Annotated in this window: 14 protein-coding genes and 2 pseudogenes; 7 read left to right on the forward strand and 9 right to left on the reverse strand. The window is 68.5% G+C overall.

Translation table 11 applies throughout. The annotated features are described in order from the left end of the window. Positions 1 to 151: 151 nt before the first annotated feature. Positions 152 to 382 (reverse strand): annotated as a pseudogene (locus AC5L30_RS10305) (aldo/keto reductase); the annotation flags it as partial. A gap of 213 nt (positions 383 to 595) precedes the next feature. On the opposite strand from AC5L30_RS10305, the gene AC5L30_RS10310 reads away from it, so the two are divergent. The 3 genes and pseudogenes from AC5L30_RS10310 to AC5L30_RS10320 all read left to right on the forward strand — a co-directional run. Continuing rightward, positions 596 to 1228: a hypothetical protein gene (locus AC5L30_RS10310; RefSeq protein ID WP_494866749.1), complete on the forward strand. Its 633-nt coding sequence runs from the start codon at positions 596 to 598 to the stop codon at positions 1226 to 1228. Between the two features lie 258 nt (positions 1229 to 1486). Then, positions 1487 to 2749, forward strand: a complete 1263-nt coding sequence (locus AC5L30_RS10315; protein ID WP_494866750.1) for an alpha/beta hydrolase — start codon at positions 1487 to 1489, stop codon at positions 2747 to 2749. A gap of 52 nt (positions 2750 to 2801) precedes the next feature. Beyond that, positions 2802 to 3322 (forward strand): annotated as a pseudogene (locus AC5L30_RS10320) (DUF2252 family protein); the annotation flags it as partial. A gap of 94 nt (positions 3323 to 3416) precedes the next feature. Here the strand turns inward: AC5L30_RS10320 and AC5L30_RS10325 are convergent. The 7 genes from AC5L30_RS10325 to AC5L30_RS10355 form a co-directional block, all read right to left on the reverse strand. Continuing rightward, positions 3417 to 3584, reverse strand: a complete 168-nt coding sequence (locus tag AC5L30_RS10325) for a hypothetical protein (RefSeq protein WP_494867213.1) — start codon at positions 3582 to 3584, stop codon at positions 3417 to 3419. A gap of 96 nt (positions 3585 to 3680) precedes the next feature. After that, positions 3681 to 4538 (reverse strand): methyltransferase domain-containing protein, encoded by an 858-nt coding sequence (locus AC5L30_RS10330; RefSeq protein WP_494866751.1) that lies wholly within the window; start codon positions 4536 to 4538, stop codon positions 3681 to 3683. A 37-nt stretch (positions 4539 to 4575) separates the two neighbouring features. Beyond that, the gene (locus AC5L30_RS10335; RefSeq protein ID WP_494866753.1) at positions 4576 to 4884 is read right to left on the reverse strand and encodes a GNAT family N-acetyltransferase; all 309 of its coding nucleotides are present in this window, start codon (positions 4882 to 4884) and stop codon (positions 4576 to 4578) included. Positions 4885 to 4916: 32 nt separating this feature from the next. Next, the gene (locus AC5L30_RS10340) at positions 4917 to 6101 is read right to left on the reverse strand and encodes a low temperature requirement protein A (RefSeq protein WP_494866754.1); all 1185 of its coding nucleotides are present in this window, start codon (positions 6099 to 6101) and stop codon (positions 4917 to 4919) included. Positions 6102 to 6310: 209 nt separating this feature from the next. Next, entirely contained in the window at positions 6311 to 6481 is a 171-nt protein-coding gene (locus AC5L30_RS10345) for an NAD(P)-binding protein (protein ID WP_494866755.1), read from the reverse strand. After that, complete coding sequence (locus AC5L30_RS10350; protein ID WP_494866756.1) at positions 6478 to 7275, reverse strand: CPBP family intramembrane glutamic endopeptidase; 798 nt, start codon at positions 7273 to 7275, stop codon at positions 6478 to 6480. Before AC5L30_RS10350 ends, AC5L30_RS10345 begins: the two co-directional genes overlap by 4 nt. Positions 7276 to 7486: 211 nt before the next feature. Further along, on the reverse strand, positions 7487 to 8965 hold the full coding sequence (locus tag AC5L30_RS10355; RefSeq protein WP_494866757.1) for an alpha/beta hydrolase: 1479 nt from the start codon (positions 8963 to 8965) through the stop codon (positions 7487 to 7489). 150 nt (positions 8966 to 9115) lie between these two features. Between AC5L30_RS10355 and AC5L30_RS10360 the strand changes: the two genes are divergently transcribed. After that, on the forward strand, positions 9116 to 9820 hold the full coding sequence (locus AC5L30_RS10360; RefSeq protein WP_494866758.1) for an alpha/beta fold hydrolase: 705 nt from the start codon (positions 9116 to 9118) through the stop codon (positions 9818 to 9820). Between the two features lie 3 nt (positions 9821 to 9823). Then, positions 9824 to 10723: a DUF5996 family protein gene (locus AC5L30_RS10365; protein ID WP_494866760.1), complete on the forward strand. Its 900-nt coding sequence runs from the start codon at positions 9824 to 9826 to the stop codon at positions 10721 to 10723. 325 nt (positions 10724 to 11048) lie between these two features. On the opposite strand, the gene AC5L30_RS10370 is transcribed toward AC5L30_RS10365, so the two are convergent. Further along, entirely contained in the window at positions 11049 to 11570 is a 522-nt protein-coding gene (locus AC5L30_RS10370) for a cupin domain-containing protein (protein WP_494866762.1), read from the reverse strand. A gap of 132 nt (positions 11571 to 11702) precedes the next feature. Between AC5L30_RS10370 and AC5L30_RS10375 the strand changes: the two genes are divergently transcribed. Both AC5L30_RS10375 and AC5L30_RS10380 read left to right on the forward strand, forming a co-directional pair. Further along, positions 11703 to 13310 carry an alpha/beta hydrolase gene (locus tag AC5L30_RS10375; protein ID WP_494866763.1) on the forward strand — a complete coding sequence of 536 codons (1608 nt, stop codon included), beginning with the start codon at positions 11703 to 11705 and terminating at the stop codon, positions 13308 to 13310. A gap of 48 nt (positions 13311 to 13358) precedes the next feature. Further along, positions 13359 to 14195 carry an alpha/beta fold hydrolase gene (locus tag AC5L30_RS10380; RefSeq protein ID WP_494866764.1) on the forward strand — a complete coding sequence of 279 codons (837 nt, stop codon included), beginning with the start codon at positions 13359 to 13361 and terminating at the stop codon, positions 14193 to 14195. Positions 14196 to 14201: the final 6 nt, after the last annotated feature.

Genomic DNA, 14201 nt, shown 5'->3' on the forward strand with positions numbered 1-14201 from the left:
CGGCGGGGTGTCGTTCTTCTCGTGGGCGGTGAGGTCGACGCCGGGAGCGGCTATGGCGTCGAGCACGTCGGCCGGCAGCACAGTGTCCCGCTGCGGCGAGTTGCCAGTGCAGGTGGTCCATGGTGCTCGGGCCGATGAGCGCGGTCGTTGCGGCGGGGTGCGCGGTGACGAAGCCCAGAGCGAGCTGGATCATCGTCAGACCAGCCTGATCGGCTACGTTCGCCAACTGTTCGACGGCGTCGAGTTTGGCGCGGTTGGTGGGGATCGTGGTGTCGAAGCGCTGCTTCATGAACGCCGAGCGGTTCGTGGCGACCCCCTGGCCCGTGCGGATCGCGCCGGAGAGCCAGCCTGAAGCCAGCGGACTCCAGACGAGCACCCCCATGCCGTACTCCTCGGTCAAGGGCAGCAAGGACTGACCACCGCGGTAAACACCGGCCGTGTTGTTCGATCTGGCTGCGCGAGCTCGGTTACGAGCCGCCGGAGGAGGACAAACTGGCGGTGGACATCAGGTACGCCAGCGGAACCTGCGGCTGAAAGCGGGCTCTCGGCGACCTCAACATCGTGATCGGGCCCGACCGAGGAACGGCCGACCGGAATGGGGCTCTTCGCGCAGGAGGACGACCAGTTCGTGCTCACGGTCGTCGGGTACGGCGGCCACCACCCGCCGACCGGCGACGACGGGTTCCTCGCCTTTGCCGCCAACATCGCGCCGGCACACATCTTCGCCGCCGTCGACGACGCCGAGCCGCTCACCGCGATCCGCCGGCATCACTCGCCGACGAGCCGCCGCCGGCGGTACAAGCGTCTCCGCCGACTGCCCGACGGCCTGGTCGTGCTCGGCGACGGCATGTGCAGCTTGAACCCGATGTACGGCCAGGGGATGTCGGTGGCCGCCCTCCAGGCGATGGCGCTTCGCGACGCCCTGGCAGGCGGACGGGACGGCCTGGTGGACCGCTATTTCGCGGCCGCCTCCAAGCCCGTCAACCATGCCTGGCAGCTCACCGCCGACGTGGACCGGGCCATTCTGGGCCTGCCCCGATCGTGGACCGCACGGCTGATCAGCGCCTATGCGGGGCGCCTCTACGCCGCCGCCGTCGAGAACCCCGTTCTGACCGGTCAGCTCCTCGCCGTGACCGGCCTGCTCGACCCGCCGGCGGCGCTCCTCAAGCCCGGCGTAGCGCGCCGGGCGCTGTCCGGCGCGAGACGGCAAGTTCGGACACTGCCTTGACCGTGTGGCGGCGACAGGGTCTTCACTGGTACGGCAAGCCTTGGATAGGGGAGTCAGATGCGAAAAACCTTGTCGGTCGTGCTCGTTTCGGCGGTCGCGGCAATGTCGCTGGTGTCGGTCCTGGGGGCTTCCCAAGCGACGGCGCACAGCGGGTTGACGTGGGGTCCGTGCCCCGCCGACAGCGCGCTACCCGGACTGGAATGCACGACGGTCCAGGTCCCCCTGGACTATCGGAAGCCGCAGGGGCGGCAGCTCGACGTGGCGGTCTCCCGTCTGCCGAGCAAGGACCCGTCGCAGCGCCGGGGAGTGTTGGTGACCAACCCGGGCGGTCCCGGCGCCGGGGGCCTGATCTACCCGGGCCTGCTCGCCAGCAATCTGTCGCCGCAGCCGCTGCCGCGCAGCGTCCAGGACCAGTACGACGTGATCGGATTCGACCCGCGCGGTGTGGGCCACAGCTCGCCGGTGACCTGTGACGTGACGCCGGAGCAGATCGCGCGGCGCAACCTTTGGTACCCGGCTGACGCGGCCGGCGTACGGAAGGACGCCGAGATCGCAAAGACGATGGCCCGGCAGTGTGCGACATCGGAGACGGCCGCGCTGCTGCCCCACATCACCACCGCGAACACCGCACGGGACATGGACCGCATTCGGGAAGCGCTGGGCGAGCCGAGGATCTCTTACCTCGGTGTGTCGTACGGCACCTACCTCGGCGCGGTCTACACGACGATGTTCCCCCAGCGCAGTGACCGGTTCGTGCTCGACAGCAACCTCGGCCCCGGTGGTTACGACCTCACCGCCATGCGAAGGATCGGCCGCGGCCTGGAGGACCGGTTCCCGGACTTCGCGAAGTTCGCCGCCGCCAATCCCCAGTACGGGCTGGGCACGACGCCGAAGCAGGTGCGCGCGAAGTTCTTCGACCTCGCCGCGCGGCTGGAGAAGTCACCGGTGCAGGGCGTGGACGGTTCGTTGTTCCGGGGGATCACGTTCGACCACCTCTACAGCGACGTGAGCATGCCCACCCTGGCCGCAGTGTGGAAAGCGCTCGACACGAACCAGCCGATGCCGCCCGAGCCGCCGCCCGCGAATATCGACAACGCCGTCTCCGGCCGCCTGCATGTCATCTGCGGCGACTCGAAGTGGCCGAGTTCCGTCCGCGATTACCAGCGGGCCGTCGCGGTCTACCGGGTCAAGTACCCGTTGGTCGGTGCCGCCGCGGCCAATATCGGTCCATGCGCGTTCTGGCCGTCCCCGGTCGAGCGGCCGGTGCGCATTGGTGACCGAGGGCCGTCGAACGTGCTGATGGTGCAGAACGTTCGCGACCCAGGGACCCCGCTGGTCGGTGCCCGCGAGCTGAGGAACGCGTTCGGTGCCCGGGCGCGGATGGTGACGGTGGACCAGGGTGGTCACGGCGCCTACTTGCTCTTCGCTAAGAACATGTGCGCCAACAACACGGTGACGGCCTTCCTCACCACCGGCCAGCGTCCGCGGCACGACGTCACGTGTGCGGCCGAGGCCGGCTGAAGGCTGACGCGTGGCGAGTCAATCAGTCGTACGGGTTCGGGCATCGGACAGCGTGGCCGCCGATGCCCGCGACGGTCGCCGGGCGCGTAAGCGCGCGCCCCGCCGATCCGCGGCACTCTGGGATCCCGGAGTCCGTGACCTGAGCGCCCTCGACCGGCTGCTCGCGCAGGAATCCGTACGCGATCCTGAGCTCTTGCCGTTGCGGTATGCCCGGATGGCGTCGTCGCCGTGGACCTACCTGCGTGGTGCGGCCGCCGTGATGGCGGCCGATCTCGCGGCGGCGCCGCACCCGGGACTGACGGTGCAGATGTGCGGCGACGCGCACATCCTCAATTCGGGCTCTGGGCCTCTCCCGAGCGGCAGCGGCTCTTCGACGCCCGCGATTTCGACGAGACCCTGCCGGGGCCCTTCGAGTGGGACCTGAAGCGCCTCGCGACCAGCATCTATGTGCTCGCGGAGGCGGAACAGCTCGGGGGCCGGTGTGCCGAGAGCGCTGCTGCCGCAGCGGTGGATGCGTACCGCGAAGCGATGCGACGGTACGCCGGCCTGGGCGAGCTGGACATCTGGTACGACCGGATCACGGCGGACGTGCCGTTGCGGGGCTGGCCTCGGAGTTCGCCGAGGCCAGCCCCCGCGACATCGAGAAGCAGTCGAGGGAGCGGACGCATCATGGGGGGCCGTCGAGCAGGTCGCCGGTGGGCTGGTCGACGCCATGGGGGACGCCGGCGAGGTGGATCTGATCGACGCCTTCGCGTTCCCGATGCCCATCACCGTGATCTCCGAGTTGCTCGGGGTGCCGCACGAGGACCGGGACCGGATGCGGGAAATGGTCCATGAGACTCGTCTCGCGGCGGCCGCCCCCGAATTGCGATGGCGGTCGAGCCCACTGGCCCACAGTCTTCGGACGCGGCCCATCCGATAAGAGCGCTGATCAAGCCATGCCGGACCCGGGCTTCGTGGCGGTGACGACCCAGATCGTGAGCACCGCGAGCAGTGTGCCGTCGGCGACGGCTCGGTCCACCTCCGCCAGCCACGGCTCCGCTGTCTCGCCCAGATTCAGGAGAGGGCCTTGCAACACGGCGCGGTCCAGGACGGACATCAGGGCTGCGGCCTCGGCATAGTCGGTCACCGCGACGGTGACCGGCTCGGCACTGACGTCGGCGAGACCGGCAGTGACCAGTCGGCGGCGCAGCGTGCGCCCGGTGGACGTTGCGGCCGGCAACGCCGGAGCGAGCTTCCGGTATGTCTCACTCAGCTGCGGCGTCCCGTCGAACAGCATGGACTCCCAATCGGTGTCGATCAGGCACACCCGACCGCCGGGACGCAGCACCCGCACCATCTCGGCGATGGCGGCATCGGGATCGGTGACGTGTTGTAGCACGCGCTCGCACCGGACTCCGTCGAAATGATCGTCCCGGTACGGCAATGCGAGCGCGTCTCCCTGGTCGTACCGCACTACCGCGGCGTTCGCTCGCTCGCGGGCGAACGCCACGGCAGCCTGCGAGTTGTCGACGCCGATCACCTGGCCGGCCGAGCCGACCAGTGCTGCGAGGTCGCGCACCACCTCACCTGCGCCCGAGCCCACGTCCAGCAGCCGGTCCGGATCATGGAGATCCCAAGCTTCCAGCGCCCTTCGGCGGACTCGGCGGATCGTCGGCAATTTGGCGGCTACCTCTATGTGCCGCAACAGGAAACGCCGGTTGTCGGTGCTCTGTTCGTCCAGAGCGGTGAAGGGGGTTCGATCGTTGTTCACGTCGTATGCAACGTGTCGGGCGAGGCCGCCGTTCATGGTGTGCCGGTGTGGCAAGCCTCTCCTGGCTTCTGTCTCAGTCGGTGACCTTGCTCCGGGACTGGTACAGCAGGTCCTGGTACTCGGGGTGCCGGGCGATCCACCCCGTGTAGAACGGGCAGATCGCCAGCACCCGCAGGTTCGCGGCGCGCGCCTCGTCAAGGGAGGCCCGGGCGAGCGCCGCCCCCACTCCCTTGCCTTCGTATTGCGGAAAGACCTCGGTGTGCACGAACGCGATGAGCTCCGCCGTGCGAATGTACTCCGCGATGCCCGCCAGCTCGGACTCTCCTTCTTGCCGGGCCTCGTACCGTTTGGCCTCGGGAACGTCTTTCACTTCGACTGGCATATGTCCTCCATCTGTCTACTTCGGGGTCGATGTCATCCGAGCCGCGGGGTGAGCTTGTGGCCCGCGTTCAGGGGGTTCTGCCAGATCAGGGCGGCCACCACACCCGTGAGGATGACGGCGGTGAGCGCGAACGGGATCGGGATGAGCGGGTCGATGAGGACGAGGACCGCTCCGGCCGGGACGATGATGTTGATGTGGCGCCCGGCGCTGCGACGCATCACGAGCAGCCAGATCCCGAGGATGAAGACGGCGATCGGAATGGTGTAGGCGAACGACGCGACCACCGGGTCGAGCTTACTGTGGCCGGTGATGACATCGACCTCGGCTTCGATTCCGGCCGAGAGCGCGCCGGCCGCGGCGAAGATGAAGTAGTGACCGTAGCCGTAACCGAGCGAGAGACCCAGACCGTTGATGGCGGTGTGGTGCGGTGCCCAGAAGTACACCCACCACAAGGCGGCCGTGACGACGAGCGTGAGCACGGCCACCCTGATCAGCGGTCCGAGCGTGTCGCCCTCATGAAGCGCCTCGATGATCGCGTTGGCCGAGGCCAGCAGACTCTCGCCCAGCAGGATCAGGGTGAACAGGCCGAACCGTTCGGACAGGTGGTGCGGATGCCACGGGGTCTTCGCCCGTCGTTCCGCGGCGACCGGCACAGCGAGCTCGGCCCCGATCAGAACGATCACGGCGGCCCAGAACGCGGAGGCCGGCAGGAGCAGGGAGGTCAGCCAGAGCACCTGAACGACGGCGATCCCGATGGCGTAGGTGGTGGTGGACCGGCGGGTGTCCCCGGCCGAGCGTGACGCGCGCATCCACTGCGCGACGAGCGCGATGCGCATCACGACGTACGCCAGGATCAGCACGACATAGTCCTGGTCCTCGAACGCCGCCTGTATGCCGGAGGCGAGTACGAGCACGCCGCCCATCTGAACGATGGTCAGCAGTCGGTAGAGCCAGTCGTCGGTGTCGAACGAGGTGGCGAACCAGGTGAAGTTCATCCAGGCCCACCAGATCCCGAAGAACACGACGGCGTAGTTGAGGATGCCGTCCAGCACATGCGCTTCGGTGAGCTGGTGGTGCAGCTGGACGGAAGCGATGCTGACCGCGACGACGAAGACCAGGTCGAAGAACAGTTCCAGCGACGACGCGGTCCGGCCGGCCTCGTCCGGGTCGCGTGGCCACATCGGCACGAGCCGGTAGCGAGACGTGGGTGCATTCATTTGGGCTCACCTAGGTCGACTCGTCGGGTCCCCAGTAGAGACCCTGTTGCCAGAACAGGGTCAACCGCCGTCGTCGCAAGGGGCCGGGGTGACCTCTCATCGCCCGGCTCCCGCGGCCCACGCCTCATCCACGACGGCTGCACGCAGGCGCAGGAAGTCTCCGCTTCGCCCGGCGAGAGAATCAGCCAGATCGAGACCTCTCCTTACGGTCACGGCCATAAGCCACCCCGACACCTGCCAGAAGTCTCCCTCGATCGCGTCCCCCGGGGCGAGCCATCCCGCTCGAGAAGCACGCCCCGTCGCGCGTGGTCAGCCAGTGTTCGCGCCGCCAGCAGCCCGGCGAAGCTCGCACCGATGACGCAGGCGGTTTCGCTCGTCATGTCCGGCTCGAACCGGCCTCAGCGGTCAGTGGTCCGGTGGTGAACCAGACGATCACCACGGTGGCCAGGACGACGGCGCTCGGGATGAGCGTGGCGGCGGTCGCGGGTCCGGCATCGCGGTCGGTCACGACGCTGTTCAAGTCGGACCGCATGGCGACGGAAAAGACGAAGCCCAGCGTGTTCCACAGCGCGTGCAGGGCAACCGCGATCTCAAGACCGCCGGTACGCCAGGTGACGAGCCCCGTACCGATGGCGAGTACGACGTACCAGATATTCAGCCAGGCGTCGGTCGCCGCGTGGCTCACCGTGAAGACCACCGCCATCACGATCAGGCCGAGGACGAGACCCGATCGGCTGCCCCGGGTCCAGCTTCCGGCGACCCGGAAGACGAGACCGCGGAACCCGTACTCCTCGCCCGCGGCCTGCAACGGAGTGAGCAGCAGGGTGGCGGCCAGCAGCCACAGCACATCGGTGTCCGACCACACGCTGCGCGGCTCGGGCGCCAGGTAGTCGCTCACGACCAGGGCCGCGACCCAGACCGGAAGGATGAGCAGCAATGCGCGGCCGAACACGTCGAAGCGGAAGCGCGAGAACACTGAGTGGAGCGACGCCCCCGGTACGCCGTAGAGCCAGCGCTGAATGACCATGCTCCACGGGAGGAGCAGCGCCAACGAGAACATCGCGACCGCGTGCGTCAGCGGGGTGTAGGAGTCGTCGCTGCCACGGTCGTCCAGAGCGGCAGCGCCCTCGGACAATACGACGCTGAAAGCCAGCAGGCCGCCGAACAGGAGCACGATCGCGAGGATGCCGCGACCGACGCGGCGACGCCCCCCGCGAGGACGCGGTGGTATGCGACGTTCCCCATGTGATGTCCCCTCTCGGATTGAGTGGACTATGCGACACCGTGTGCTTGCGACACAGTCAAGATTAGTGAGATCCGGCTGCCCACCGCCGGCAGCCGGCGGGCCGGGCGGTGGATCCGCCCGGCCCGTCACCGCAGGTTGTTCAGCTGGGCTGGCAGGTGGTGTCCCGGGCCGGCATCTTGCCCTCGACCAGCCAGTCCGTGGTGATGTGGAGCGCGCAGGCGTTGGTGTGGACGAGGAAGACGCCGTGGCCGCTGTCCTCGGCGGTCACCAGCTTTGCGCGTGAGGCGAACTTGTCACGCAGCAGCTTTCCGCCCGCCCACGGGGTGACCGGGTCGTGGCGGTTCTGCAGGATCAGGATGTTGGCCGGGCCTTTGGCGTCGACCTTCACCGGAGGCTCGTACGGCTCGTGCTTCCAATAGGCACAGGGCGTGATGTTGGCAGTCGCGGCACCGAACAGCGGGTACCGCTCGCGGTCCTCGGCGACGGCCCGGCGGTAGGTCGCCACGTCCTCGGGCCAGTTGACGTCGTTGCAGGTGGTCGCGAGGAACGCCGTGAAGGCGTTGTCGCTGGGGTTCGGCGGCGCCGCTTGCCTCGTCGCCGGGGCTTGGACCGGGTTGAGGTACGTCTGCAAGGTGCGCGCTGTCCGCCCGTACGACAATTCGCTGTAGAGGCCGGAGAAGGTGAGGTACCGGAGGACGGCGCCGTCAACACCGTCCGGCGCAGGGGTCTTGTCGAGCCGCTGGACGATCCCCAGGAAGGTCTGACGGACCTGCTGCGGCGTACGACCCAGGCCGTACGAGTCGTGCCGGGTCGCCACCCAACGGGCGAAGTCGGGGAACGTCTGCTCGAAGCCGAGCCCGAACCGGCGCATGCCCGCCGGATCGAGGTGGGTGTCGCCGACGTTGCTGTCGAAGACGATCCGGTCGGTGGTCTTCGGGAACAAGGAGATGTAGGTCGCGCCGAGGGCCGTGCCGTAGGACGCTCCGTAGTAATTGGCCTTCTTCTCACCGAGCGCCGCCCGGACCCGATCCAGGTCGCGAGCCGTGTTCGCCGTGGTGATGTGCCGCAGCCGGCCATCCTTGTCGGTGGCGGCGCACTTGTCGGCCACCTGCTTCGCGATCGCGGCCTGCCGGGTCACCGCGGCGTCGTCGGCCGCGTACGGCGGAACGTTGGCCCAGTACGGATCCTCGAGCGTGAAGCCGCAGCTGATCTTCGTCGAATGCCCGACCCCCCGGGTGTCCATGCCGATCAGGTCGTACGCGTCCGAGATAGTGGTTGGCAGGCCCCGGCTGACCAGGAAGGCACCCTGGTCGATCCCGATGCCGCCCGGCCCGCCCGGATTGAGCAGCAGGATGCCGCGCCGCTTGGCCGGATTGGTGCTGGCGATCTTCGAGATCATGATCTCGATCTGCTCGCCGTCCGGGTCGCGGTAGTCCAGGGGTACGGGGATCTTCGCGCACTGCACCGCGAACGGCGCCGGCATCACGACTTCGGCCGGGCACGCCTCCCACGTCAGCTCGGGCGCGACTTGCCGGGCCACAGCCGCCGGCCCGGCCACGACAAATGTGCCGAGCAAGGCGATCATCCCGATCAGCACAGCGCCATGTCTTCGGTACATGTACAACCTCCTGCGTCGTCCGTCGGCACTCGGTGTCATGCGACACCATGTCGCGGGAACACAGTCAAGGTCTTGACCCTGTTCGAAGAACATGGTTTCTGCTGGGCCGGAGCCGCGACCTGTCCTGCCGGCCCGATGAAAGGAACTGAAGTGAAACCCACCATCGTCCTGGTGCACGGCGCGTTCGCCGAGTCCGCCAGCTGGGGCGGCGTCATCCAGCGCCTACTCGACAACGGCCACCCGGTCATCGCCGCGCCCAATCCGTTGCGCAGCCTGTCCGGGGACGCCGCCGTCGTCTCCAGCATCCTGAGCACGATCGACGGGCCGGTCGTGCTCGTCGGCCACTCGTACGGCGGGGCGGTCATCGCCAACGCCGCCGTCGGACACGACCATGTCAAGGCGCTCGTTTTCGTCGCTGCCTTCGCCCCCGAAGCCGGCGAGAGCATCGGCGCGTTGTCCGGCAAGTTCCCCGGCGGCACCCTGGGCGAGACTTTGCGGGAGGTTCCCCTGGCCGACGGAACGGTGGATCTCTACATCCGGCAGGAGAAGTTCCATCAGCAGTTCAGCGCCGACGTCCCGGCCGAGCGGTCCGCCATCGACGCGGCCACTCAACGTCCGCTGAACACCACCGCTCTCAACGAGGGATCCGGGAACCCGGCGTGGACGAGTGTGCCGTCCTGGTTCATCTACCCGGAGCTGGACCACAACATCCCGCTCGAGGCTCACCGCTTCATGGCCAAGCGGGCCGGCGCTCGTGCCGCCGTCGAACTCGCCGGCGCGTCGCACGCGATTCCCGCGTCGGAGCCGGTTGCGGTCGCCGAGATCATCCTCGATGCCACCCGATCGATCGGCTGAACCGTGGAGACAACGATCAACAACTTGTGGTGGCCCCGGCTGCGAGTGGCCGACTGGACCGAGACCCGCGACACCCTGCACATGTGGACCCAGATCGTCGGCAAGATCCGGATGGCGTACATGCCGTCGGTCAACCACTGGTGGCACGTCACGCTCTATCCCACGGCCCGCGGCCTGACCACCTCGGCCGTGCCGTACGACAGGGGCGTCTTCGACATCGAGTTCGACTTCGTCGACGAACGGCTGCGCGTGCGCACCAGCGACGGCGGCTCCCGCGATGTGGTTCTCGAGCCGAAGCCCGTCGCGACGTTCTACCGCGAGACGCTCGAGGCTTTGGCCGCGCTCGGCCTGAAGCCCGGCATCCACCCCGTGCCCAACGAGGTCGAGCTGGCGATCCCCTTCGCCGAGAACGAGCGGAACTGCTCGTACGACGGGGAAGCCGCGCGTCTCTTCTGGCGGCAGCTGTTGCAGGCCGAGCGGGTGATGAGCCGCTTCCGTTCCGAGTTCGTGGGCAAGGCCAGCCCGGTGCACTTTTTCTGGGGTGCGATGGATCTGGCTTACACCCGCTTCTCCGGTCGGGTCGCCCCGCAACACCCGGGCGGCGTGCCCAACTGCCCGCCGTCGGTCATGCACGAGGGCTACTCGCACGAGCTCGCCAGCTTCGGTTTCTGGCCGGGCGGTGGTGAGGAGGGCGCCTTCTATGCGTACGCGTATCCGGAACCACCGGGCTACCGGGAGCGCACGAAGGCGTACTACGACATGACCCTGCAGGAGTGTGTGCTTCCGTACGAGAAGGTGGCCGAGTCGGCCGATCCCGACGCGACACTCCTCGAGTTCCTCCGCGCAACCTACGGTGCCGCCGCCGACCTGGCCGCCTGGGACCGCTCGGCCGTGGAGGCGTGACCGTCGCGTCCCCTGGACGGGGGTTCAGGGGACGCGACGCCGGCCGCCGAACCTTGCCCGCCGCCGTCAGCTGCCGGGCTGGGCCGGAGCGCCGCCGTTGTCGACGAATGATGCCCATGCAGGACGGTTCGCCGCCGGCGCCGGCCTTGGCCGTGCGGATGTGGTGGAGGCCGTCACGGATGCCCACCACCCCGAACCGGCCCTGGGCGGACAGGTGGGAGAGGTCGGGGGGCAGGTCGAAGCCGGCGCCGTCGTCGCGAACGGTCAGACGTACCTGGCTCGCAGGGCGGCGGTCTCTGTTGAAGGCACTTCAGCCCATCCCGGCTCAGTCGGGGTCCGGCAGCACGTCGGTCTTATAGCGAGCCAACGTGGGCAGTACTTCGGCCACCTTCTCCGGGCCCCAGGCCGGCGGCTGCTCGCCGGCGCGGGGATCGTCTCCCATGTCCAGGAACATGCCTTCGGGGCCGCCCGGTGAGTACATGAAGACCATCCGCGCGGTGTGCACGGCGCGGTTGGTGAAGGAGTGCCGGATACCCGGGGGAACGAGGACGAAGTCACCCTGTCGTGCGGTGAATCGCTGGTCGCCGTCCAGGAACTCGAGTTCGCCGGAGAGAAGGTAGAACGCCTCGGTCTCGCTGCTGTGCGCGTGGGGAGAAGAGCCGCGCCCTGGTGGAACAGTCGCCTCGATGAAGCCGAGGGCCCCGCCGGTGTTCCCCGCGGTGGCTTTCACCGTGTACACGTCGCCCGACACCCATTTGGTGATGCCCTGGTCGGCGGGTACGTACATCACCCCGCGCCGGTGGTAACGCGGATCGTCGGGGTCGATGCCCGGCAAGGAGAAGCTCATGGCTCCATTGAGCCACTGTCGGCATTGACAAGATGTTGACGAAATCTGCACAGGGACGGCAGCGGAGTGTCCGGCTTGACCCGGTGGCGGGAACATGGTTTTGGCTTGCGGGGACGACAAGGAGTCCGCACTGTGCCCAGAACGAAGATTGACCAGCTCTTCGCACGGCGAGCCCGGCTGTTCCGCCGCTCCGGCCTCTCTGGTCTCGTACTTCTGGTCTGCGCGACTTCGGCCATGGGCTGCACGTCGGCCGAGAATGAGCAACCCGCCCCGGCCGCCAGTTCGTCAGCGGCTGACCTGACGAAATTCTATTCTCAGAAGCTGAATTGGTCGGGCTGCGCCGAGTTCGCGACCAGCAAACGGGAAGCGGAGATTCTCGCGGACCCCAAGGCCCAGTGCGCACGGTTGTCGGTTCCGCTGGACTACGACGACCCGCAGGGCGCCTCCGCGTCCGTCGCGGTCCTGCGCGTCAAGGCGCGGGGAGAGTCGAAGGGTTCGGTGGTCTTCAACCCCGGCGGTCCCGGCGGTTCCGGCGTGCTGGGCGGGCTGGCCGTGAGCCGTGGGCTGGCCAAGAGCCGCATCTCCGAGGCCTTCGACATCGTCGGCTTCGACCCGCGCGGTGTCGGTGCCACCAAGCCGGCCGCCGACTGCTATTCGGAGAAGGGCACGACGCGGGGGGACAAGGTGTTCCCCAAGTTGACCTTGACCGGCGATCTGACGGAGGAGGACACCCGCGCGGTATTCGACCGCTGCGCCGAGGGATCCGGGGGCGCGAAGGGGCTCGCTTCGATGGGCACCCGCACGACCGCTCGCGACATGGACGTTCTGCGAGCCGCTCTGGGAGACGAGAAGCTGACCCTGCTCGGCCAGAGCTACGGCACCCGGCTCGGTTCGGTCTACGCCGAGCAGTTCCCGCAGCGGGTGCGGGCGATGATCCTCGACGGCGCGTTCGATCCGGGGCTGGGCACGATCGACCGGCGACTCGCCGCGTACGGCGGGTTTCAGCGAGCGTTCGAGGTGATGGCGGCCGCCTGCGCCAAGGATGCCTCGTGTCCGCTGGGGACCGACCCGAATGCCTTGACCTCGAGGTTCCAGGCGCTCGTGCAGCCGTTGCGGGACAAGCCGGTGCCCGCGCTGGGTCAGGGACTCGACTTCGACGCAGCCGTCGGCGGTGTGATGGCGGGGCTGTACAGCCCGACGCTGTGGCCCACCGTCGTGCGCGGCCTGAACGAGGTGCGGCAGGGTCGCGGCGACAGTCTGATGCGTCTGGTGCAGGACATCGGCGGCGGTGAGGGCGACAACGCGGTGAATGGCAACGTGACCGAGGCCCTGTTCGCGATCAACTGCATGGACGAGCGGCGCCTCACCCCGCAGGACGTCACTCAGTTGCGCGTCCGGGCGTTCGAGGTCGCTCCCTTCATGAGCCCGGGCGGCGACGTCGGCCGAGGCGCCCGAGACGGATGCGAGTTCTGGCCGGCGCCGCCGACTCTCGGCATTCCGTACGCCCAGAACATTCAAGGCCTTCCGAAGACGCTCGTTATCTCGATCACCGGTGACCCCACCACCCCGCACGCCGGCGGCGTCGAACTCGCCGAGACTCTCGGCAGCGCGTTGCTGACCGTAAAGGGTGAGGGGCACACGGTTGTCTCCAGCGGGGCCAACACGTGTGTCGACAAGATCGCCGCGGACTATCTGATCGATCTCAAGCTGCCGGAGCCGATGCCCGAATGCTCGGTCTGAGCCGGCGGAAAGCGGTGTCGTGTCGATGACGAACTCAGGGTGTGCGGCATGCGACCGATGATTCTCGTGCATGGCGCGTGGCACGGCAGTTGGTGTTGGGCGCCGGTCACGCCCCACCTGGCCGCTCGTGGCATACCGTCGATCGCGGTGGATCTCGCGGGGCACGGCCTGAACGGCCGGCCGCCGGCCGCACGATCGGCGCGGCCCTTCGATCCGGCGGCGCTGGCCACCGAGCTCTCGCCGGTTGCCGGCGTGAGCGTGCGCGATGCCGCCGAGGCGCTCGTCGACTGGATCCGGCTGGCCGGGAACGGCGAGCCCGGTGTCGTCGTCGCGCACAGCCTCGGGGGCGTGATCGCGACCGCCGCCGCCGAGCTCGCCCCCGAGTTGTTCGCCCACCTCGTCTATCTCAGCGCGTACGTCCCCGTCGCCGCGTCCGTGGGTGAACTCGCCGCCAGCTACCACACCTTCGACCGGGTGCTGGTCGCCGACCCTGCGGTGGTCGGTGCGCTGCGTCTCGACCCGGCGAACCCTGCCCTCCGGGATGAGATCCGCGCGCTGTTCTACGGCGACGTCGACGTGTCGGAGGCCGAGGCGGCCATCGCCATGCTCAGCAACGACGCGCCCGCGCAGTTCGCCGCCGAGAAGGTGACGGTGACCCTGGACCGCTTCGGCGCGGTCCCGCACTCGTACATCGTCTGCGCCAAGGACAACGCGATCCCGGAGCCGCTGCAGCGCCGCCTGGTCCGGGATATCGACGCCGTTTCCGTCAGGGCGACGGCGGTGGTCACGCTGGACAGCTCCCACTCCGCCTTCCTGTCCCGCCCGGCGGAGCTGGCCAGGGTCCTCGCGGAGGCCGGACAGGGCGGGGGCTCTTGGAGCCGCTGAGACCGA

It is taken from the genome of Micromonospora sp. BQ32 (genome assembly GCF_059358895.1).